Below are 21,898 nucleotides of genomic sequence, written 5' to 3'. Positions count from 1 at the left end.
CGCAATGACGGCGTGGGAGTCCGGCTCCCTGAGCCGACTCGCGGCCGAGGACCTGTCCATGTTCGGGCGGGACCCCTGGTGGCTGATCGCGCTGAAGGCTGTGTTCTGCTTCGCCTTCCTGATGGTGACGGTGCTCTTCTCGATTGTCTGGGAGCGCAAGGTCGTCGCCTGGATGCAACTGCGCATCGGCCCCAACCGGCATGGCCCCTGGGGCCTCCTGCAGTCCCTCGCGGACGGCATCAAGCTGATGCTCAAGGAGGATGTGGTCGTCAAGCGCGCCGACAAGGCGGTCTACATCCTGGCGCCGATCGTGGCCGCCATCCCCGCCTTCATGGCCATCGCGGTGATCCCCTTCGGCCCGGCCGGGAACGAGATCTCGATCTTCGGCCATCGCACCACGATGCAGCTCACCGACCTCCCGATCGCCATCCTCTACATCCTGGCGATCGCCTCGGTCGGCATCTACGGCATCGTGCTGGCGGGCTGGTCGTCCGGCTCGACGTACCCGCTGCTGGGCGGACTGCGCTCCTGCGCCCAGATGATCTCCTACGAGATCGCGATGGGTCTGTCCTTCGCGGCCGTCTTCCTCTACTCGGGCTCCATGTCCACCTCGACGATCGTCGAGGCCCAGCAGGGCCGCTGGTTCGCGATCCTGCTCCCGGTGTCGTTCCTGATCTACATCGTGGCGATGGTCGGTGAGACCAACCGCGCCCCGTTCGACATGCCGGAGTCCGAGGGCGACCTGGTCGGCGGCTTCAACACCGAGTACTCGTCCATCAAGTTCGCGATGTTCATGCTCGCCGAGTACATCAACATGGTCACCGTCTCGGCCGTCGCGATCACCCTCTTCCTGGGCGGCTGGATGGCGCCGTACCCGATCAGCGCCATCTGGGAGGGGGCGAACCACGGCTGGTGGCCGATGCTCTGGTTCGTCATCAAGGTCCAGCTGCTGCTGTTCTTCTTCATCTGGCTGCGCGGCACGCTCCCACGGGTGCGCTACGACCAGTTCATGAAGCTGGGCTGGAAGGTGCTCATCCCGGTCTCGCTGGTCTGGCTGATGCTGGTCGCGACCGTGCGGGCGCTGCGCAACGAGAACTACGACTTCCAGGAGATCGTGCTGTACGTCGGAGGCGCGGTCGTCACGATTCTGCTGCTCTCCTTCGTCTTCGACATCTTCCGGGACCGGGAGGCGCAGAGGGCGGAGGCCGAGGCAGCGGCGGAGGACGGCCCGCCGCCCGCGTTCGACCCGATGGCGGGCGGCTTCCCCGTACCGCCGCTGCCCGGACAGACGCTGCCGCCCGTACCCCGCCGACGCCCGCGCCATGAGCGGACGCTGGTGGGTCACGGCCCGGCGGAGACCCCCGCGGATGGCAAGGAGGCCGACGGTGCCTGACCGTGATCCCCGACGGACGGAGCCCTCTGGCGGCTCCGCCGCGGGCCCCCGTACCCCCTGGCAGAATCCCGTAGCCGGCTTCGGCGTGACCTTCAAGGCCATGTTCAAGAAGCGGCTCACGGAGCAGTACCCGGAGGAGAAGAAGCCCACCGCGCCGCGTTTCCACGGCCGGCACCAGCTCAACCGGCATCCGGACGGGCTGGAGAAGTGCATCGGCTGCGAGCTGTGCGCATGGGCCTGCCCCGCCGATGCCATCTACGTGGAAGGCGCGGACAACACGGAGGAGGAGCGCTACTCCCCGGGAGAGCGCTACGGCCGCGTCTACCAGATCAACTATCTGCGCTGCATCCTGTGCGGCCTGTGCGTCGAGGCGTGCCCCACCCGGGCACTGACCATGACCAATGAGTACGAACTCGCCGACGCGTCCCGCGAATCGCTCATCTACACCAAGGAGCAGCTGCTCGCGGGCCTGGAGGAGGGCATGGTCGACACACCGCACTCGATCTTCCCCGGCACGGATGAGCAGGACTACTACCGGGGCCTGGTCACCGAGGCCGCGCCCGGTACGGAGCGCCAGGTCGCCGTCTCCCAGGGCGAACGGGCTGAATCCGAACGAGCCGAATCCGGCCGGCCCGAGTCACCGGGTCCGACGGCCGGTTCGCAGGACAAGGGGGTGCAGGCGTGAACCTCGCCGCGTACGCCACCTCCACCGGCGAAGCCGTCCAGTTCTGGGTGCTCGGCATCGTCGCCGTCGTCGGCGCACTGAGCACCGTGCTGATGAAGAAGGCCGTCCATTCGGCGCTGAGCCTCGCCGGGACCATGATCGTCCTGGCGATCTTCTATCTCGCCAACGGCGCCTACTTCCTCGGCGTCGTCCAGATCGTCGTCTACACCGGCGCGGTCATGATGCTCTTCCTCTTCGTCGTCATGCTGGTCGGCGTCACCGCGGCCGACTCGCTCAAGGAGACGCTGAAGGGCCAGCGATGGCTGGCGGCGGGCTGCGGAATCGGCTTCGGCATCCTGCTGATCGCCGGTATCGGGAACGCCTCGGTCACGTCCTTCAACGGCCTCGGACAGGCCAACGCGGGGGGCAACGTCCAGGGCCTGGCCGCGCTGATCTTCACCAAGTACGTCTTCGCCTTCGAGATCACCGGCGCGCTGCTGATCACGGCGGCCGTGGGCGCGATGGTGCTCACCCACCGGGAGCGCACCGAGCGCCCCCCGAGCCAGCGCGAGCAGGCCGAGGCACGTGTACGCACCGGCAAGCAGGTCCCGCCGCTGCCCGCACCCGGGGTGTACGCCCGGCACAACGCAGTGGACATCCCCGGCCTGCTGCCGGACGGCTCGCCGTCGGAGCTCACCGTCAGCCCGACGCTGCGGGCCCGCGGACAGATCCGCGATGTGTCCGGGGAAGCGCTCGCCGACCTGGCCGCTCTGGAGCAGCGCGCCGAGGAGCGGCTCGGCAGGATCGAGCGGGCCGAGGAGGCGAACAAGTGAATCCGGACAGTCATCTCCGTGTGGTCGCCCTGATGTTCAGCGGGTTCAGCCGGTTCGGACGGACCGAGGAGGCGAACAAGTGAATCCGGTCTACTACCTCTATCTGGCCGCTCTGCTGTTCAGCATCGGCGCAGCCGGAGTGCTGATCCGGCGGAACGCGATCGTCGTCTTCATGTGCGTCGAGCTGATGCTGAACGCCTGCAATCTGGCCTTCGTCACCTTCTCGCGGATGCACGGCAACCTCGACGGCCAGATCATCGCCTTCTTCACGATGGTCGTCGCCGCCGCCGAGGTCGTGGTCGGCCTCGCGATCATCGTGACGATCTTCCGTTCCCGCCATTCGGCCTCGGTCGACGACGCCAGCCTGATGAAGCTGTAAGGGGTCGCAACAGTGGAGAACCTCATCGGATTGCTCGTCGCGGCCCCGCTGCTCGGCGCGGCCGTCCTCTTGTGCGGAGGGCGGCGGCTGGACCGTAGCGGCCACTGGGTCGGTACGGGGCTCGCGGCGGTGTCCTTCGTGATGGGCGTGGTGCTCTTCGCCGACATGCTGGGCCGGAGCGGCGAGGAACGCACCATCCATCAGTACCTGTTCAGCTGGATTCCGGTCGAAGGCTTCCAGGCCGATGTGGCCTTCCAGCTCGACCAGCTGTCGATGACCTTCGTGCTGCTGATCACCGGGGTGGGGTCGCTGATCCACCTCTACTCGGTCGGCTACATGGAGCACGACGAGCGTCGCCGCCGCTTCTTCGGCTATCTCAATCTCTTCCTCGCGGCGATGCTGCTCCTGGTCATCGCCGACAACTACCTGCTGCTGTACGTCGGGTGGGAGGGCGTCGGCCTCGCCTCGTACCTGCTCATCGGCTTCTGGCAGTACAAGCCCTCGGCGGCCACGGCGGCGAAGAAGGCGTTCATCGTCAACCGCGTCGGTGACGTCGGTCTGTCCATCGCCATCATGCTGATGTTCACCACGTTCGGGACCTTCGCCTTCGAGCCGGTGTTCGCAAGCGCCCAGGGCGCCTCCGAGGGCACGCTGACGGCCATCGGCCTGATGCTGCTGCTCGCCGCCTGCGGCAAGTCGGCCCAGGTGCCGCTGCAGTCCTGGCTCGGGGACGCGATGGAGGGCCCGACCCCGGTCTCCGCCCTGATCCACGCCGCGACGATGGTGACCGCGGGCGTCTACCTCATCACCCGGTCCGGAGCGATCTTCAACGGTGCGCCGGATGCCCAGTTGGCGGTGGTGACCGTCGGTGCGGTGACGCTCCTCTTCGGTGCGATCGTCGGTTGCGCGAAGGACGACATCAAGAAGGCCCTGGCAGGCTCGACGATGTCGCAGATCGGCTACATGATCCTCGCCGCCGGCCTCGGTCCGATCGGCTATGTCTTCGCGATCATGCACCTCGTCACCCACGGATTCTTCAAGGCCGGGCTCTTCCTCGGCGCCGGATCCGTCATGCACGGCATGAACGACGAGGTGGACATGAGGAAGTACGGGGGGCTGCGGAAGTACATGCCGATCACCTTCGTCACCTTCGGCCTCGGCTATCTGGCGATCATCGGCTTCCCCGGTCTGTCCGGTTTCTTCTCCAAGGACAAGATCATCGAGGCGGCCTTCGCCAAGGGCGGTACGGAGGGCTGGATCCTCGGCGGCGCGGCCCTGCTCGGCGCGGCCATCACCGCGTACTACATGACGCGGGTGATGCTGCTGACCTTCTTCGGCGAGAAGAGGTGGCAGCCGGCTCCCGACCCGGACAAGGCGCCGAGCGTCGAGCCCGGAATGGACGTGCGCCCCGGGGAGATGCCGCACCCGCACGAGTCCCCGAAGTCGATGACCATCCCGATGATCGTGCTCGCCTTCGGATCGGTCTTCGCCGGTGGCCTGTTCAGCATCAACGAGGCCTTTGTGAAGTGGCTGGAGCCGGTCACCGGGCATACACACGGGCATCCGCCGGTCAGCGCGCTGACCGTCACCCTGGCCACGATGGTCGTGCTCGTCGTCGGTGTGGCGCTGGCGTGGGCGCAGTACGGACGGGGGCCCGTACCGGTCACCGCTCCTCGCGGCAGCCTTCTCACCCGGGCCGCCCGCCGGGACCTGCTCCAGGACGACTTCAACCATGTCGCTCTGGTCAAGCCGGGCGAGTACCTCACCCGCGGTCTGGTCTACCTCGACCACACCGTGGTCGACGGTGTGGTGAACGGCACCGCGGCCTCGGTCGGCGGTCTGTCCGGCCGGATGCGCAAGCTGCAGAACGGCTTTGCCCGCTCCTACGCGGTTTCGATGTTCGGCGGTGTGGCGGTCCTGATCGCCGCGACCCTGCTGATGAGGGCGGTCTGACATGTCCTTTCCCCTGCTGACGGTCGCGGCGCTGGTACCGGCGGTCGGTGCGGTCGCCACGGCTGCCGTGCCTGCCGCGCGACGCACCGCCGCCAAGTGGCTGGCGCTGGCCTTCTCGCTGGCCACGCTCGCCCTGGCGGCGGCCGTGTTCGTACGGTTCGAGCCCGGCGGCGCCCGCTACCAGCTCACCGAGTCGCACGCCTGGATCGCGGACTTCGGAGTCCGTTACGAGTTGGGCGTGGACGGCATCGCGGTCGCCCTGATCGGCCTCACCGCGCTGTTGATCCCCTTCATCATCCTCGCGGGCTGGCACGACGCAGACCCCCTGGAGGAGAAGTCCGCATCCGAGGGCGGCCCCGCCGCGGACCGGCGCAAGTGGCGGCCGACGCAGGGTTTCTTCGCGCTGATCCTGCTGGTCGAGGCGATGGTGATCATCTCCTTCGAGGCCACCGACGTCTTCCTCTTCTACATCTTCTTCGAAGCCATGCTGATCCCGATGTACTTCCTCATCGGCGGCTTCGGGGACCGGGCGCACGAGCACGGTGACGAGGCAGCGGCGACACAGCGCTCGTATGCCGCGGTGAAGTTCCTGCTCTACAACCTCGCCGGCGGCCTGATCATGCTCGCCGCCGTCATCGGGCTGTTCGCCGTGACCGCCGACGACCTCGGCAGCGGGACCTTTTCCCTCCAGGAGATCGTCAAGGCGCACGCGACCGGCGAGCTCGACATGGCGACGAACACCGAACGCGCCCTGTTCCTGGGCTTCTTCTTCGCCTTCGCCGTCAAGGCACCGCTCTGGCCGCTGCACACCTGGCTGCCGAACGCGATGGGCGAGTCGACGGCGCCGGTGGCCGTACTGATCACCGCGGTCGTCGACAAGGTCGGCACCTTCGCGATGCTCCGCTTCTGCCTCCAGCTCTTCCCGGAGGCCTCGAAGTGGGCCACCCCGGTGATCCTGGTACTCGCCGTCATCAGCATCATCTACGGCGCACTGCTCGCGGTCGGCCAGCGGGACATCAAGCGGCTGATCGCCTACGCCTCGATCTCGCACTTCGGCTTCATCGTCCTGGGTGTCTTCGCGATGACCAGCCAGGGCCAGAGCGGCGCCACCCTCTACATGGTCAACCACGGGATCTCGACCGCAGCCCTGATGCTGGTCGCGGGCTTCCTGATCTCGCGGCGCGGCTCCCGTCTGATCGCCGACTACGGCGGGGTGCAGAAGGTCGCCCCGATCCTCGCGGGCACCTTCCTCGTCGGCGGTCTGGCCACCCTCTCGCTGCCGGGCCTCGCGCCCTTCATCAGCGAATTCCTGGTCCTGGTGGGCACGTTCAGCCGCTATCCGGCGCTCGGCGTCATCGCGACGGCGGGCATCGTGCTGGCCGCGCTGTACGTCCTGGTGCTCTACCAGCGCACGATGACCGGCCCGGTCAAGGCCGCGGTGCAGGGCATGGCCGATCTCCGGGTGCGCGAGCTGGTGGTCATCGGTCCGCTGATCGCCCTGCTGATCCTCCTCGGTGTCTACCCGCAGCCGTTGACGAAGGTTGTGAATCCGGCGGTGCAGCACACCCTCTCGGATGTCCAGAAGACCGATCCGAAGCCTGATGTTCCGGTACGAGACGTGGAGGCCGCGAAGTGAGCGCCGTGGCAGACGCAGTAACTGTCCACAGCCTGTGGACAACGGCGGCCGAGGCTCCCGCGAAGATCCCCTCGCCGCATATCGAGTACGGGCAGCTGACCCCGACGTTGATCGTGCTCGGCGCCGCGATCGTCGGCGTACTGCTCGAGGGGTTCCTGCCGCGCCGCAGTCGCTACTACGCGCAGCTGCTGCTCTCGGTGGTCAGCCTCGCAGCGGCTTTCGCGGCCGTCGTCGGACTGGCCGCGGGCGGCTACGGAGGCGGCAAGTCGCAGATCGCGGCGATGGGCGCGATCGCCGTCGACGGCCCGGCGCTCTTCCTCCAGGGCACGATCCTGCTGGTCTCGCTGGTCGCCGTGTTCACCTTCGCCGAGCGCCGGCTCGACCCGAAGGCGCACGGCAAGCGGGTCGACTCCTTCGTCGCGCAGGCCGGTGCGGTGCCGGGCGGTACGGCCGAACAGACCGCCGTGAAGGCCGGCTTCACCACCACCGAGGTCTTCCCGATCCTGCTCTTCGCGGTCGGCGGCATGCTCATCTTCCCCGCCGCCAACGACCTGCTGACCCTCTTCATCGCCCTCGAGGTCTTCTCGCTCCCGCTGTATGTGCTGTGCGCCCTGGCCCGCCGCCAGCGCCTGCTTTCGCAGGAGTCCGCGGTGAAGTACTTCCTGCTCGGCGCCTTCTCCTCGGCCTTCCTGCTCTTCGGCATCGCGCTGCTGTACGGCTACGCGGGCACGGTGACGTACTCCGGGATCGCCGATGTCGTCGACGGCAGCGTCCGGCAGGTCGACCCGGCGCTGGCCGGCACGATGGGCAATGACGCGCTGCTGCTGATCGGTGGCGCGATGGTGCTGATGGGCCTGCTCTTCAAGGTCGGCGCAGTCCCCTTCCACATGTGGACACCGGACGTCTACCAGGGCGCTCCGACGCCGGTCACCGGCTTCATGGCGGCGGCCACCAAGGTCGCGGCGTTCGGCGCGCTGCTGCGGCTGCTGTACGTCGTGCTGCCGGGGCTGCGCTGGGACTGGCGGCCGGTGCTGTGGGGGGTCGCGATCCTCACCATGCTGATCGGCGCGATCGTCGCGGTCACCCAGACCGATGTGAAGCGGCTGCTCGCCTACTCCTCGATCGCGCACGCGGGCTTCATCCTCGCGGGCGTCATCGCCGCCACCCCGGACGGCATCTCGTCGGTGCTCTTCTACCTGGCCGCGTACTCCTTCGTCACGATCGGTGCCTTCGCCGTGGTGACGCTGGTGCGCGACGCGGGCGGCGAGGCGACCCACCTGTCCAAGTGGGCGGGTCTCGGCCGCCGTTCACCTCTGGTCGCGGCCGTCTTCGCGATCTTCCTGCTGGCCTTCGCGGGCATTCCGCTGACCTCCGGCTTCTCCGGCAAGTTCGCGGTCTTCAAGGCGGCGGCGGAGGGCGGCGCGGGCGCGCTGGTGATCGTGGGCGTGATCTCCTCGGCGATCGCCGCGTTCTTCTACATCCGGGTGATCGTCCTGATGTTCTTCAGCGAACCGAAGCCGGAGGGCCCGACGGTCGCCGTGCCGAGCCCGCTGACGATCACGGCGATCGGGGTCGGTGTCGCGGTCACCGTGGTGCTGGGTGTCGCGCCGCAGTACTTCCTGGACCTGGCCGGTCAGGCGGGGGTATTCGTGCGGTAGCCCCGTCGACGCCCGTATGACAGCCCCGTACGACACGGTGCCCCGGAGCCGAACAGGCCCCGGGGCACCGTTGGTTATCGCCCTCCTGGCGTGCGGAGGGAGGCATGTGCGCCCTGGACCGACCATCGAGCACGTGGTCACGTTGGGGAACCGCTCGTTACCCCACGAAGTCCGTGCCCGGAGACGGGCGGCGGGGCAAGGGGAGTAAGGGCCTGCCGGTCGGCGAATCGCTTCGCGGCATCGCTGTGTTTGCGCGGGGCCTCGGCCGGGTCTGTGGGCGGTTGGGCGCCGGTGCCTGGTCCCGCCGTCTGACCTGCTGCGGCGCAGCCGGGGGCCGGCCTGCGGTGCGATGTGTCATAAAGGGCATTTCTCCGCACTACGGCCCGTTGGGTAGCCGTTCACCGCCGGGTGGAACGATCTCCGTGTGAATCTTGATCAGCTCCGGCGCCGACGCGGTGCGGCGGCCGCCTCGACCGGCCGGGTCACCCAGGTCGTCGCACACCGCGGCGCGTCCCACGATCACCCCGAGCACACCCTCGCCGCGTACGAGCAGGCCATCGCGGAGGGCGCCGACGCGCTGGAGTGCGATGTGCGGCTGACCGCCGACGAGCGGCTGGTGTGCGTCCATGACCGGCGCGTGGACCGTACGTCCGACGGGCGCGGCGCGGTCTCCGCGATGTCCCTGGACGAGCTTGACCGGCTCGACTTCGGCTCGTGGAAGGGCGGTCACGCGGCACCGGCCCAGGTGCTCGCGTTCGACGAACTGCTCGCCCTGGCCACCTCCGCGCACCGGCCCGTCGGGCTGGCCGTCGAGACCAAGCACCCCACCCGCTGGGCGGGCCGGGTCGAGCGCGAACTGGTCCGCCAGCTGCGGCTGTTCGGTCTTCACCGGGCCGAGGCGGGAGAGCCGCCGCGGGTGCAGTTGATGAGCTTCTCGCGCCTCGCGCTGCGCCGGATGCGAGCTCTCGCGCCCGAGCTGCCGCGCGTGCTGCTCACCGAGAGGCCGCCGCTGCTGGGCCGGGGAAGGCCGCTACCGGGGCGGGCCACAGTGCTGCCGACCGGGGCACGGATCGCCGGGCCCGGCATCGACCTCGTACGCGCCCGGCCGCAGCTGGTGCCCCGGCTGCGGGCCGCGGGACACCAGGTGCACGTGTGGACCGTGGACGAACCGGAGGACGTGGAGCTGTGCCTCGGCCTCGGCGTCGAGGCCGTGATCACCAACCGCCCGCGGCAGGTCCTGGAGCAGATCGGCGCCCGCTGACGAGCGGGCGAGCAGCAGGCAGGCGGGGCGGCCGGACCCTGGCGATGATCGCGTCTTCGTAGTCCCCGGCCCGCGGGTCTGACGCACATCGGTGCGGTCGAGAGCGGTTGGACTTGCCCCCGCGGGTCTACCTACTGCTCAGCGTTCGTCCGGCGGCGAGGAGTGATCGCAGTGAGATCGAGGTCGAGGGTGTAGGGGACGGAGACTTTGAGCCGGTCGCGGAAGATGCCGGTCGCGGTGTACGCGCCGGTCGCGGGCTCCAGCTCGAAGACGTAGACGACGGCACGGCCGCTGTCGTTCTCCACCCGCCAGTAGTGCGGGATCCCGGCCCTCGCGTACTTGAGGGGCTTGGACTCGCGGTCCCTGGACCGCGAGTCGGGGGAGACGACCTCGAGGGCCAGGACGACCGACTCGGCGGGGAGCCGGGTCTGTTCGTCGTCGAGGATGACCTCTCCTGGTACCACGACCACATTGGGTTCCGGCCGGTTCTGCCGGTCGACGTCGATGGTGAATTCCCGGATGACCTCCAGGTCCGCGGGCACTGCCGATTCCAGCTGCTGACTGAAGAAGTCGACAGCGCGGACGTGGAAGATGGTCTGCGGACTCACGAAGACGAGGCTCCCGTCGATCAGCTCCGTGTGCGGAGGCAGATTGGGAAGCCGGTCCAGGTCGTCGGCGGTCCAGCCGCCCTTGGGCGGGACCGGCCACCTGGGCCCGGATGCCTCGGGCCCGGGCTCGACGCTCACGCTCATCGGTGCTCCCATGGGCGGAGTCTCACAGCTTCATCCGGTGATCCGGAGGGAAGCGGGCGATACCCCCACGTACGTGTGAAGGGGCCGCGCGCCGTTGACGGGTACCGTCGCCCGTGAGACGTGGGCCCGTACCTCCGTATCGGGTGGGCCACCTCCGCTCAGGCCCCCCGGGAGGCGAAGGCCCGTACGTCGGCGTCGGGGTCGGTGGCTGCCGTGGCCAGGGCGGCGCGGGCGTCCTCGCGGTCGCCCAGGCGGAGGAGGGCGAGGACAGCCGCCTTGCGTACGTCGGCGTGATCTCGGCGGTGCCGAGCGGCTGCCCGGTGATCTTCTCGATCAGCCGGAAGACATCGGTGTTCTCCAGGTCGGCGCCGAGGAGTTCGACGCCGACGTCCATCGGGACGTAGGTGAGGTCGAGGGAGAGCGGCAGTCCGCCCAGCCGCCGCAGCCGCTCGATGTAGAGGACATCGGTGTACGGCGGAAGACGGAGCCGCTCGGCGACGGGCGGGGACGCCGGGACCGGGCCCACGGTGCGTACTTCATTGCTGACCGGACCGTGCTCGTGCAGGGTCTCCGCGAGCCCCATCAGCCGGTCGAGGCCGTGTGGGTACTTCTCCGCCACCACCACCGTGCCGACTCCGGGCTGGCGTTCCACCAGCTACTCGGCGCGCAGCAGGTCGAGCGCCTGGCGGACGGTGTTGCGGGAGGTCCGGTGGTCGGCCGCGATGGCGTCCTCGAGGGGGAGTACGCCGCCGGGGAAGCCGCCGGTGAGCACCTGGTGGCGCAGCAGGTCCGCGAGCTGCCGCGCCCGGTCGGCGCGCAGCCGGCGGCGGCGTGCCGCGGCGAGCGGCGGGGTCAGCTCGCGGATGGGGGCGCCTCCCAGCGGTAGCTGGGGGAGATCGGCAGGCATCGGCCGGCTCCGTGGATGGGTGGTGGTCGGGTGGTGGCTCGGACCATACCCACGGATGGGGGTGGGTGGTGTTGCCGGAGTGTTGCGCCACCAATCGCCTTCGCGGCGGACTGGCTGACCTGCGGCTTCGCTGTTGTCGGCGGAAGATCTGCCACTGCCGTGAAGGGCCCGCGGGGGTCCGCGGGCCCTCTTGCCGGCCGGTCGGCGGCCGGCCTACGGGGGGCCTTTCGGCGTCCCGGCCGACGGGTTGTTACGGGTGCGCGCCGGCGGCTGTCGTTCCGGAGGAGCCTGTCCGGGGTCCGGTCGGCGGCTGTTCCGCGGAAGCGGCCGGCGTGCCGGGCCCTGGCTGTTCCGCCGCATCGCCGCCCGGGCCGGTAGTCGTTCCGCGCAAACCGTCGCCGCCCCGGCCGGTAGCTGTTCCGCGCAAACCGTCGCCGCCCCGGCCGGTAGCTGTTCCGCGCAAACCGTCGCCGCCCCGACCGCTGGCCGTTTCGCGCAAGCCCTACCGCCCCCGGAAGGGCGCCCCGTACCGGGCAGCCCCTCGCCGCCCCCGGTTCAGCGCCCGTTCGGCACGATCCTGCCGGTGACCTCGCCCAGGCCGATGCGTACGCCCCCAGGCCCCGGGGCCCACGCCGTGAGGGTGACCTCGTCGTCGTCCTCCAGGAAGGTGCGGTTGCCGCCGGGGAGTTCCAGCGCGTCGCGGCCCGCCCAGGTCAGCTCCAGCAGACAGCCGCGCTCCTCGGGCCTCGGCCCGCTGACCGTGCCCGATGCGAACAGATCGCCGGTCCGCAGCGAGGCCCCGTTGACCGTCATATGGGCCAGCTGCTGGGCCGCGGTCCAGTACATCGTGGAGAACGGCGGCTCGGAGACCGTGTGGCCGTTGATGGCGACCGTGATCCGGATGTCCAGTCCACCGGGTTCCAGCCCGGAGTCGTCCAGATACGGCAGCAGTTCGTGGTCCCGCGCCGGAGGTGCGGTACGGGCCTCGTCGAGAGCCTCGAGCGGAGTGATCCACGCCGATACCGAGGTGGCGAAGGACTTGCCGAGGAACGGGCCCAGCGGGACGTACTCCCAGGCCTGGATGTCCCGCGCCGACCAGTCGTTGAGCAGACAGACCCCGAAGACATGGTCGCGGAAGGCGCTCTGGGGCACCTGCTCGCCGAGCGCGGAGGGGGACCCGACGACGAAGCCGACCTCGGCCTCGATGTCGAGCCGCTGCGTGGGCCCGAAGCCCGGCGCCGGGTCCGCGGGCGCCTTGCGCTGGCCGCTGGGCCGCCGGACGGGGGTGCCGGAGACCACCACGGTGCCGGAGCGGCCGTGGTAGCCGATGGGCAGATGCTTCCAGTTCGGGGTGAGCGGCTCGCCGTCCGGCCGGAAGATCCGGCCGACGTTGGTGGCGTGGTGCTCGCTCGCGTAGAAGTCGACGTAGTCGGCGACCTCGAAGGGGAGGCGCAGGGTGACGTCGGTGAGCGGGTGCAGGAACGGCTCTATCGCCGGGTAGCCGAGCCAGGTCCTGATGTCCGCGCGGACGGCCTGCCAGACGGGCCGGCCCATGGCCATCAGGGCGTTCAGCGTGGGGCGGGCGAGCACGTCGGAGTGCGGGGAGCCGAGCGCGCTGGCCGCCGTATGGACGTCCAGGACGTGGTCGCCGTAGCGCACGCCGATGCGGCGGCGGTCGGGCTCGTCCGCGGTGCTGAAGACGCCATAGGGGAGGTTGTGCAGGCCGAAGGGGTCGTCTTCTGCCAGATCGAGCGGGCTCTGCTCGGGCATGGATCGCTGCCTCGCCTTCCTGTCCGCCGTGGGGGGCCGGGCCCGGCCGCCGTGTGGCCGGGCACACAGGTTACGGCCTGAGGGCGGGGCGTGGGCCGGGAGAGCAGGCAGTGGGTCGACGGGCGTCCGTTGCCAAAGAGATCGCAATTGCCCCGGAAAGACCTTCCTGGAGGGGGTAATTCCGAAGTACCGTCCTTATCGGGTCATGGGCAGTGGGGGGCCACTGGGCCGGATGGCCGAGGGGGGCTGGTGGCGAGCAGGAGCGCGCTGTTCGGAGCGGACCGGAACGTGCCCGGTCTGATAGTGAAAATCGGTGACTACCCGCTGCACCACGGAGGCGTCGGAGCCATCCGCAGCCTCGGCCGGCTCGGCGTGCCGATGTACGCCGTCACGGAGGACCGCTGGACGCCCGCCGCCCTCTCCCGCTATCTCCGCCATGCCTTCGTGTGGCCCACCACCGGCACAGAGAGCCCGGACCGGCTGGTCGACGGGCTGCTGCGGATCGGCCGCAGGATCGGCCGGCCCACCGTGCTGATCCCCACCGACGAGGAGGCCGCGGTACTGATCGCGGAGCAGGGCGACGCGCTGCGCGAGCGCTTCCTCTTCCCGCGCGTCGACCCGGCGTTACCGCGCCGGCTGGCGAGCAAGCAGGGACTGCACGAGCTCTGCGCCGAGCACGGCGTACCGTCCCCGGCCGCGGCGTTTCCCGCCTCGTACGCCGACATCGAGGCGTACGCGGCGCGGGCGCGCTTCCCGGTGGTCGCCAAGAACCGGGAGGCCTTCGAGCGGCGCCGGCAGCCGGCGGTGAACGGCACCACGCGTATCGGCGGACCGGCGCAGCTGCTGAGTCTGGCGCGGGGCTGGGGGCCGCGGCCCGGTGTGATCCTCCAGGAGTACCTGCCGCGGGAGGACGCCGAGGACTGGATCGTCCACGCCTACTTCGACGCGGACAGCGCGCCGCTGGCCATGTTCACCGGGGTCAAGGTGCGCTCCTGGCCACCGCACGCGGGCATGACCGCGCGCGCTTACGTCGTGGACAACCCCGAACTCGCCGCGATCGCCGCCCAGTTCGTGAAGGCGATCGGATTCGCCGGGACCATCGATCTGGACCTGCGCTTCGACCGCCGCGACGGGCAGTACAAGCTGCTCGACTTCAACCCCCGGATGGGCGCGCAGTTCCGGCTCTTCGAGAACACCGCGGGGGTCGATGTCGTCCGCGCCCAGCATCTGCACCTGACCGGGCGCACCGTCCCGGAGGCGGAGCAGCGCCCCGGGCGCGGCTTCGTCGTCGAGAACATCGATCTGCCCGCGCTGCTCGCCTACCGGCGCAGCGGCTACACGACACCGCACGCGCCCGTGCGGCCCACCGGCACCGAGCTGGCGTGGCTGGCGGGTGACGACCTCAAGCCCTTCTTCACGATGGCCGTCCGGTTCGTCCGGCCGGGGGCCAAGCACCTGTTCCAGATGTGGCGCGCGGCCCGTCGCGACACCGTCTGACCGTATGGGGGAAGCGTGAACAAGCCCGTCGTGGTGATCGGGGCCGGCCCTTACGGCCTGTCGACCGCCGCCCATCTGCGCGCACAGGGTGTCCCGGTGCGCGTCTTCGGTTCGCCGATGGCGAGCTGGCGGGAGCAGATGCCCGCCGGGATGCTGCTCAAGTCCACTCCGGCCGCCTCGAATATCGACGCCCCGCAGTCGGGGCACACGCTGGCCGACTTCTGCGACGCGGAGGGTACGGCGCGGCTGGTGACCGACGAGGACATCGTCCCGGTCGAGACGTTCGCGCGGTACGGGCTCTGGTTCCAGCAGCGGCTCGTGCCGGATCTGGAGCAGGTACGGGTGGTGTCGGTGGACCGGCGCGGCGGCGGCCGCGGTCACGGCACTGGTTCGGCATCCGGTTCCGGGTCCCGCTCCCGTTCCGCTTCCGCTTCCGCTTCCGGCTCCGGATCCGGCTCCGGTTTCGAGCTGAAGCTGGACTCGGGTGAGCAGTTCTCGGCGCGGGCCGTCGTCGTGGCGACGGGGCTGAGCGGCTTCGCGCATCTGCCCGCGGAGCTCGCGGGCGCCGTACCGGACGGGCCGTCGGCGAGCGGACCGGTCTCCCACAGTTCCCAGCACCACGACCTCGGCCGCTTCGCCGGGCGCGAGGTCGCCGTCGTGGGCGCCGGGCAGTCCGCGCTGGAGAGCGCGGTGTTGCTGCACGAGGCGGGCGCGTCCGCCGTACGGGTCGTGGCGCGCGGCCGGGACGCGGTGGGCTTCGGCGCTCCGCCGTGGCGGCAGCCGCGGCTGCGCCCCGAGTCGCCCTTCGGGCGGGCCTGGTCGCTCTACGCCCTGAGCTACCACGCCGGACCGTACCGCTTCCTGCCCCCGGCCGCCCGGCACCACCTGGTGCGGCGGGTGCTCGGACCGCTCGGGGCATGGTGGCTGCGCGAGCGCTTCGAGGGCCGCGTGCAGGTCACGGCGGGCCACCGGATCGCGGGGGCCCGGGTGGAGGACGGCCGACCGGTCCTGATCCTGACCGGCTCTGCCGGCCGCACGTCGGAACTCTCCGCCGACCACGTCCTGGCCGCCACCGGCTACCGCGTGGACACGGCGGCCCTGGACTTCCTCGGCGACGAGCTCCGCACCGAACTGACCACGAGCCGCGGCGCCCCGAGGCTGGGCGCGGGCTACCGCTCGTCGCTGCCGGGTCTGTACTTCACGGGCCTGCCGGCGGCGGCGTCGTACGGGCCGGTGATGCGCTTCGTCTGCGGAACGGAGTTCGCGTCGCGGCGGCTGGCCAAGGCGGTGGTGGCGGACTGCCGCTGAGCGTCTCCGGCACCGCGGCACTTCCCTCGTAGGCCTTTCCCTCGTCGCCGTTCCGCTCCCGCCTCGTCCCACGGGCCGACGGCGGGCGGAGCGGTGCCCTCTGCTGCGGCAGGCGGCTGCGGCGGCTGCGTTCCTCGGAGCGGTGGAGCGGTTCATGCCGCCGGGCAGAGACTGATGTCCGGCCCTCGCGGGCAGGAGGGTGGGTGGACCCGGTCGCACACGGTGCGTGTGTGCTCGGGCCTTCGTACCGGCCCCGCGCCGCGAGCCGGTCGGGCACGCCCCGTCCACCCGCCCTTCGCCCACGTCGCAGCCTCGCAGTGGATGAGAGAACGCCATGGTCGGCGATCTCGGACACCGAATCCTGATTGTCACGAACATGTCGTATATCTCCGGGGTTACGCCGGGGCGCCGGCCGGGCAGGCGCCCGCTGTGATCGACAGGCGACCGGATACTCTGCCGGTGGTGACAGCGACACATCGACATACAGCGACACATCGACATTCCGCGTAGTCGTCCGCAGACAGGAGAACCCCTCGTGACCGTCGTCGGGCCATTTGGGCTGAGCGTGCGGGACCAGGCTCTGGAAGCCGACGTCCAGGCCGGGTTGGCGGCTGTCGAGGAGGGCCTGCTGGAGGCCACCAAGAGCGACGTGCCGTTCATCACGGAGGCGGCGCAGCACCTCGTACGGGCCGGGGGGAAGCGGTTCCGGCCCCTGCTCGTGACGCTGGCCGCCCAGTTCGGCGACCCGCACGCACCGGGTGTGGTGCCCTCCGCCGTCGTCGTCGAGCTGACGCATCTGGCGACGCTCTACCACGACGACGTGATGGACGAGGCGGATGTGCGGCGCGGGGTACCCAGCGCCAATGCGAACTGGGACAATTCGGTCGCTGTGCTCACCGGCGACTTCCTCTTCGCCCGCGCCTCCCACATCCTGGCCGACCTCGGTCCCGAGGCCGTACGCATCCAGGCCGAGGCGTTCGAACGGCTGGTCACCGGCCAGATCCTGGAGACCGCGGGCCCGCGCGACGGCCGCGACCCCATCGACCACTATCTCGATGTCATCGCAGGCAAGACGGGCTCGCTGATCGCTGTCTCGGGGCGCTTCGGCGCGATGATGTCCGGCGCGGACGAGAGCGTCGTGGACATCCTCACCCAGTACGGCGAGCGGCTCGGCACCGCCTTCCAGCTCGCGGACGACGTGCTCGACATCGCCAGCGACAGCCACGAGTCGGGAAAGACGCCCGGCACGGATCTGCGCGAGGGCATTCCGACGCTGCCCGTCCTCCACCTGCGGGCGCAGGCGGAGGCCAGGGGCGAGGCGGGGGACCGCGAGTTGTGCGAGCTGCTCGACGGCGACCTCACGGACGACGCCCGGCACGCGGAGGCGCTGCGCCTGCTCCGCGCCCACCCCGCGCTGCAGCAGGCCCGACGGGACACGATCCGCTACGCGGAGGAGGCCCGTGCGGCCCTGGCACCGCTGAAGGCGTGCGCCGCGAAGGCCGCGCTCGAGGCGCTGTGCGACGCGGTGGTCCACCGCGCCGGCTGACCTGTCAGCGGCGGGTCCGGCGGGCTGTTCGTCACCGGGGGAAGCCCACTGCTCGTCACTGGCGGACGCCCGCTGTTCGTCACCGGGGGAGCCCACTGCTCGTCCTTGGCGGATGCCCGCTGCGGCGGTCCCGCCGCACGGTCCGCCCGCCGCGGAATCCGCCCCCGGTGCCGTGGGACCGGGGGCGGAACCGAGTAGCGCCGATGCCGGTTCCGTGGTGGCCGTCCGGCACGGCTCCGGAGACCGTGCGGCAGGTCGTCCCCGGCGTATCCGGCCCCTAAGGGCAGCTCCCCCCTCGGCGGTATCCGTTCCGCCGTCCGGACGGGTCGTCTCATCCCATAGGTGTACGTCGAGTTGATCCCGGCGGTTGACGCTTTGACATGGATGATTTGGTGGGATTAGTAGCACAAGCGCGGCGGGCTCGGGTGACAAGGTCCGCGAGAGTGCGTCCTGGGGTGCTCTGCGATCAACCGCCGCCGACCACGGAGGTACGGCAGATGCAACGGAAGCGACCGACACAGGTCACCGACGAATGGGAGGCGGAGGAGGAGGCCGCGGAACCGAAGCGCAGGACAGCGCGCATCACCGTCCCGGTCGCAGTGGCGGGGGTGGCCGCGGTGACGATCGGACTCGTCCCCGCGTTCGCCGGCTCCGGCGACCCGGATCTGCCGAAGATCTCGGCAGAAGAACTCATTACCAAGATCGCCACGTCGGATACGCAGCAGATGTCCGGCACGGTCAGGATCGACACGGACCTGGGACTCCCGTCGTTGCCGGGACTCGGTGGTGGCGGCGGCCTCCTCGGCGGCGCATCGAAGAGCGACGACGGCAAGGACGGCGGGGCGACCGCCGATCCGCAGGCCAAGCTGCTGGAACTGGCGGCCGGTTCACACACGCTGCGGGTATCCGCGGACGGCGAGGACAAGCACCGGCTCACCGTCGTCGACAAGTCCGCCGAGTACAGCCTGGTCCACAACGGCGCTGAGGTGTGGGCGTACGACTCCGCCACCAATTCCGCGTACCACGCGACCTCGCCGGAGGGGGACAGGCAGGCGAAGCCGACGCCGGACAGGGAGACGGGTCCGGAGGGCGCCACCCCGCAGGCGTTCGCGCAGCAGGTGCTGAAGGCCGTGGACGACACCACGTCCGTCAAGGTCGACGGCACGGCCAAGGTCGCCGGGCGGGATGCCTACAAGCTGCTGATCCAGCCGAAGCAGTCGGGATCCACGGTCGGCGCGATCCGTATCGCGGTGGACGCGGAGAACGGCGTGCCGCTGAAGGTCACGCTCTCGCCGAAGAGCGGCGGCAAGGCCGTGGTCGACGCCGGCTTCACCTCGGTGGACTTCGGCCGGCCGGATGCGAGCACCTTCGAGTTCACTCCGCCCAAGGGCGCCGAGGTGAAGGAACAGAAGGACCTGGGGAAGGAGCGGGGCAAGGCTGCCCCTGGCCTGGATGTCCCCGTCACCCCCTCGGCCGGCGACCTGGGCGGTCTGTCCGGGCTGAAGGCCATCGGCGAGGGCTGGGCGTCCGTCGTCCAGCTGAAGGCGCCGGACAGGGCGGGCGCGCCGTCCGGACGGTCCGGCGACGACAAGGGCGGGATGCCGCCCGAGGCGCAGAAGTTCATGGACAGCCTCGGCGACAAGGCCAGCGGGAAGTTCGGCTCGGGCACGGTGTTCAGCACCCGCCTGGTCAACGCCCTGCTGACGGACGACGGCGCTGTGTACGTCGGCGCCGTCGACAAGGCGACGCTGGTGAAGGCCGCCAACGAGGCGAAGTAGACGCCGTACGTACGGGCCCCACCGCGCACAGCCGTACTGCGGCGCGGGGTGGGGCCCGGGTGGGTCGGAGCGGTGGGGCGAGGGCCTCAGAAGGTGAGTTTCCAGCTGTCGATGTAGCCGGTGTCCTGGGCGGCCACATCCTGTACCCGCAGCTTCCAAGTGCCGTTCGCGGCCTCTCCGGAGGCGTTGACCGTGTACGTGGCGATGACGTTGTCCGCGGAGTCCGAGCCGCTGGAGCTCTTCAGCCGGTACGCGGTCCCGTCCGGTGCCAGCAGGTCGACGACCAGGTCGCCGCGCCAGCTGTGCTTGATGTCCACCGCGGCCTTCAGGGCGGAAGGTGCGTTGCCCGTGCGGCCGGTGACCTCGACCGGTGAGGTCACCGCGGCGCCGTTGTCCGGTACGGAGACATCGGCGGCGTTCTCGAAGACGGTGCCGGGCTGGGTCGAGCCGGTGGCGCTCAGGGCCCACACCGCGTGGGCGATGGCGTCGCTGTTGCGGTCCAGCGCGGTGTCGTTGATGTTCGAGGTCGTGTCGCAGGAGGAGTGGTAGCAGCGGTCGAAGGCCTGGCCCGCGGTGCCGCCCCACTTCTGGGCCTGGGCGGAGGACTTCGTACGGCTCGCGCCCGTGAACAGGCCGCCCACCCGGATGCCCGCGTTCTTGAAGGACGCGTGGTCCGAGCGGCCGTCGCCCTCGGTCTCGATCTCGGTGGCGACGCCGAGGCCGGTGAAATAGTCCTTGAAGACCGACTCGATCTGCGGGTCGTCGTCGTAGACGAAGTAGCCGGGGTTCGGTGAGCCGATCATGTCGAAGTTCAGATACCCGGAGATCTTCGACCGCTCCGCCGAGGGCAGGTTGTTGACGTAGTGCTTCGAGCCGATGAGGCCGAGTTCCTCCGCGCCCCACCAGCCGAAGCGCAGATGCTTGGCCGGCTGTAGGCCCGCGCGGGAGACGGCGAGCGCGGTCTCGAGGACGCCGGCCGAGCCGGAGCCGTTGTCGTTGATCCCGGCGCCGGAGGTGACGGAGTCGAGGTGGGCTCCGGCCATGACCACCTGGTCCGGGTCACCGCCGGGCCAGTCGGCTATCAGGTTGTAGCCGGTCGAGCCGCTGGAGGTGAACTGCTGTACGGAGGTGCTGAATCCGGCCGCGTCCAGCTTGGCCTTCACATAGTCGATCGAGGCCTTGTAGCCGGGGCGGCCGTGGGCGCGGTTGCCGCTGTTGGCGGTGGCGATGGACTGGAGCTGGGTCAGATGCGCCTTGACGTTGGCAATCGGGATGTCCGGCGCGTCTGCCGCGGCAACGGCGGGGGAAGTGACCGTGGCCGGAGGCGACGGTGGTGCGGCGGCGGCTCCCGGGGCGGAGGCGACCAGCCCGGCCGCGGCACCGGCCGCGGCAGCCGCGGTGGCGGCCCGGCGGATCCATGATCTTCGGGCGGTGGTTCGCTCGGTGCGGGGGGTGTTCGACGACATGGTGGGGGCTCCGTATTCCGAACGGCAACAGGACGGAACGAACAGGACGCCCCGCGGCTTGGGCGGCCGCAGGGCGCTGGAGCTGTCCAGCTTTTGAGACTCTTGGTGCGAGCCTGATGCTCAGGGGAACCTGACGTCACGTCAAGGGCGGAAATCGGACACGACCTGCCGGATATCGGTCCGTACCGCCGCCGTACGGGGCCGGAGGGCGGGGAAGGCGGGGCCGGGGCTGCGAGGGCATGACGCTATGACGTCGGGTCCCCGAGAAGGCTCAGGTATCAGGTATTGGGAGCGGATCCGGGTCAGCGGCAGTGCTCAGGTTTTGGAACAGGTCCGAGCCGTCGGCGCACGCTCGGCGTGGGTGCTCGTCAACGCACCCGTACCACCAGGGACGTAACACCTCCCTGGCTGGTAGATGCGACCCGTGGCCGTCCCGTCGTAGGGGACAGCCGGGAGCGCGACCCGGCTTGAAGCGCCCGAGCGGGCAAGCTCCTTCAGGGCCGAGAAGTTGACGCCCCAGATGTAGTTCGACCGACGACGGCCGCCGCGAGGGCTATCAGCCGAGCCGTTCGGCTGTCGCAGCAGTGGACCGATCCTGGCCCCAACGGCGCAGCGCCAGCAGGATCAGGCTGACCACGGCCAGCGAGCCAGGATCTCGACCGCACCGGAGGGCTCCAGCAGCGCCCAGTAGAGCGGGAGGAGGCCCCACATGCCGTAGGCGGCGAAGCCGTACGCGAGTCCGTTACGGATCGGGGAGGCGGGGGCAGTCCTCTCGGGGTGCGCGGCGTTGCTCTGCTGCAAGGGGTCCTCCCTGGTGCGTCGACGTTTCGACGGCAGCGCCGCGCGGGGCCGGCACTCGGGGGAGACGCTCAGGAAGGTGCTCGGCGAGGAGGCGGCCCGGCAGGTGTGGGAGCTGGCCCGCTGGTCCGAGAGCCGGGTGCCCGAGGTCGAGAAGGCCAGCGGGGGATACGACGCGGCCCGGGCCTGAACCGCGCCGGTGATCCCCGCGGGGCCTACGACGCGGCGTCCCGGGCCTGAACCGCGCCGGCGACCCTCGCGAGGGATACGACGCGGCCCGGGCCTGAACCGCGTCAGGC

16 protein-coding genes and 2 pseudogenes are annotated in these 21,898 nt (G+C 70.3%); 13 read left to right on the top strand and 5 right to left on the bottom strand.

The genetic code is table 11. From position 1 onward, the window contains the following. Positions 1-4 precede the first annotated feature (4 nt). The 8 genes from nuoH to ABZW18_RS11015 all read left to right on the top strand — a co-directional run bounded on the left by nuoH (position 5) and on the right by ABZW18_RS11015 (position 9,777). Positions 5-1,393: an NADH-quinone oxidoreductase subunit NuoH gene (nuoH, locus tag ABZW18_RS11050; protein ID WP_356185385.1), complete on the top strand. Its 1,389-nt coding sequence runs from the start codon at positions 5-7 to the stop codon at positions 1,391-1,393. Beyond that, positions 1,386-2,078, top strand: coding sequence for an NADH-quinone oxidoreductase subunit NuoI (gene nuoI / locus ABZW18_RS11045; RefSeq protein ID WP_356185212.1), 693 nt, complete (start codon positions 1,386-1,388; stop codon positions 2,076-2,078). The genes nuoH and nuoI overlap by 8 nt, the downstream gene beginning before the upstream one ends. Further along, entirely contained in the window at positions 2,075-2,890 is an 816-nt protein-coding gene (locus tag ABZW18_RS11040; protein WP_356185209.1) for an NADH-quinone oxidoreductase subunit J, read from the top strand. The genes nuoI and ABZW18_RS11040 overlap by 4 nt, the downstream gene beginning before the upstream one ends. A 79-nt stretch (positions 2,891-2,969) precedes the next feature. After that, positions 2,970-3,269 carry an NADH-quinone oxidoreductase subunit NuoK gene (gene nuoK, locus ABZW18_RS11035; protein WP_356185206.1) on the top strand — a complete coding sequence of 100 codons (300 nt, stop codon included), beginning with the start codon at positions 2,970-2,972 and terminating at the stop codon, positions 3,267-3,269. A gap of 12 nt (positions 3,270-3,281) precedes the next feature. Beyond that, positions 3,282-5,222 carry an NADH-quinone oxidoreductase subunit L gene (nuoL, locus tag ABZW18_RS11030; protein WP_356185203.1) on the top strand — a complete coding sequence of 647 codons (1,941 nt, stop codon included), beginning with the start codon at positions 3,282-3,284 and terminating at the stop codon, positions 5,220-5,222. Between the two features lies 1 nt (position 5,223). After that, complete coding sequence (locus tag ABZW18_RS11025) at positions 5,224-6,858, top strand: NADH-quinone oxidoreductase subunit M (RefSeq protein ID WP_356185200.1); 1,635 nt, start codon at positions 5,224-5,226, stop codon at positions 6,856-6,858. 5 nt (positions 6,859-6,863) lie between these two features. Further along, positions 6,864-8,516, top strand: coding sequence for an NADH-quinone oxidoreductase subunit NuoN (gene nuoN / locus ABZW18_RS11020; protein ID WP_356185197.1), 1,653 nt, complete (start codon positions 6,864-6,866; stop codon positions 8,514-8,516). 424 nt (positions 8,517-8,940) lie between these two features. After that, positions 8,941-9,777: a glycerophosphodiester phosphodiesterase gene (locus ABZW18_RS11015; protein WP_356185194.1), complete on the top strand. Its 837-nt coding sequence runs from the start codon at positions 8,941-8,943 to the stop codon at positions 9,775-9,777. Between the two features lie 131 nt (positions 9,778-9,908). On the opposite strand, the gene ABZW18_RS11010 is transcribed toward ABZW18_RS11015, so the two are convergent. From ABZW18_RS11010 to fahA, 3 genes and pseudogenes are all read right to left on the bottom strand, one after another. After that, positions 9,909-10,529, bottom strand: coding sequence for a Uma2 family endonuclease (locus ABZW18_RS11010; protein ID WP_356185383.1), 621 nt, complete (start codon positions 10,527-10,529; stop codon positions 9,909-9,911). A gap of 289 nt (positions 10,530-10,818) precedes the next feature. Continuing rightward, positions 10,819-11,436, bottom strand: a pseudogene (locus tag ABZW18_RS11005) (GntR family transcriptional regulator); the annotation flags it as partial. A gap of 555 nt (positions 11,437-11,991) precedes the next feature. Further along, positions 11,992-13,206, bottom strand: coding sequence for a fumarylacetoacetase (fahA, locus tag ABZW18_RS11000; RefSeq protein WP_356185192.1), 1,215 nt, complete (start codon positions 13,204-13,206; stop codon positions 11,992-11,994). A 249-nt stretch (positions 13,207-13,455) separates the two neighbouring features. Here fahA and ABZW18_RS10995 point away from each other — a divergent pair, with 249 nt between their 5' ends. The 4 genes from ABZW18_RS10995 (at position 13,456) to ABZW18_RS10980 (ending at position 19,335) form a co-directional block, all read left to right on the top strand. Then, a complete protein-coding gene (locus ABZW18_RS10995; RefSeq protein WP_356185190.1) occupies positions 13,456-14,703 on the top strand; it encodes an ATP-grasp domain-containing protein in 1,248 nt (415 codons plus the stop codon). 15 nt (positions 14,704-14,718) lie between these two features. Continuing rightward, positions 14,719-16,011, top strand: a complete 1,293-nt coding sequence (locus ABZW18_RS10990; protein WP_356185187.1) for an FAD-dependent oxidoreductase — start codon at positions 14,719-14,721, stop codon at positions 16,009-16,011. Positions 16,012-16,546: 535 nt separating this feature from the next. Next, entirely contained in the window at positions 16,547-17,557 is a 1,011-nt protein-coding gene (locus ABZW18_RS10985) for a polyprenyl synthetase family protein (RefSeq protein ID WP_356185185.1), read from the top strand. 497 nt (positions 17,558-18,054) lie between these two features. Next, positions 18,055-19,335, top strand: a complete 1,281-nt coding sequence (locus tag ABZW18_RS10980) for a DUF2092 domain-containing protein (RefSeq protein ID WP_356185182.1) — start codon at positions 18,055-18,057, stop codon at positions 19,333-19,335. 86 nt (positions 19,336-19,421) lie between these two features. Here ABZW18_RS10980 and ABZW18_RS10975 read toward each other — a convergent pair whose 3' ends face one another. Together ABZW18_RS10975 and ABZW18_RS10970 are read right to left on the bottom strand one after the other, a co-directional pair. Continuing rightward, on the bottom strand, positions 19,422-20,801 hold the full coding sequence (locus ABZW18_RS10975) for a M28 family metallopeptidase (RefSeq protein ID WP_356185179.1): 1,380 nt from the start codon (positions 20,799-20,801) through the stop codon (positions 19,422-19,424). A gap of 624 nt (positions 20,802-21,425) precedes the next feature. Beyond that, complete coding sequence (locus ABZW18_RS10970) at positions 21,426-21,602, bottom strand: hypothetical protein (protein ID WP_356185176.1); 177 nt, start codon at positions 21,600-21,602, stop codon at positions 21,426-21,428. A gap of 79 nt (positions 21,603-21,681) precedes the next feature. On the opposite strand from ABZW18_RS10970, the pseudogene ABZW18_RS10965 reads away from it, so the two are divergent. Beyond that, positions 21,682-21,789: pseudogene (locus ABZW18_RS10965) on the top strand (transcriptional regulator); the annotation flags it as partial. Between the last annotated feature and the right edge of the window lie 109 nt (positions 21,790-21,898).

Source organism: Streptomyces sp. NPDC004647 (assembly GCF_040609575.1).
Lineage (GTDB): Bacteria > Actinomycetota > Actinomycetes > Streptomycetales > Streptomycetaceae > Streptomyces.
Note: the sequence above shows the minus strand (reverse complement) of the source record. Positions and strands in the feature narration are given on the sequence as shown.

What these genes read in the sequence shown, in the direction of transcription:
- nuoH (WP_356185385.1), top strand. Translation starts at nt 5, where the DNA reads ATGACGGCGTGGGAGTCCGGCTCCCTGAGCCGACTCGCGGCCGAGGAC.
- ABZW18_RS11025 (WP_356185200.1), top strand. Translation starts at nt 5,224, where the DNA reads ATGTCCTTTCCCCTGCTGACGGTCGCGGCGCTGGTACCGGCGGTCGGT.
- ABZW18_RS11010 (WP_356185383.1), bottom strand. Translation starts at nt 10,529, where the DNA reads ATGAGCGTGAGCGTCGAGCCCGGGCCCGAGGCATCCGGGCCCAGGTGG.
- fahA (WP_356185192.1), bottom strand. Translation starts at nt 13,206, where the DNA reads ATGCCCGAGCAGAGCCCGCTCGATCTGGCAGAAGACGACCCCTTCGGC.
- ABZW18_RS10980 (WP_356185182.1), top strand. Translation starts at nt 18,055, where the DNA reads ATGCAACGGAAGCGACCGACACAGGTCACCGACGAATGGGAGGCGGAG.
- ABZW18_RS10975 (WP_356185179.1), bottom strand. Translation starts at nt 20,801, where the DNA reads ATGTCGTCGAACACCCCCCGCACCGAGCGAACCACCGCCCGAAGATCA.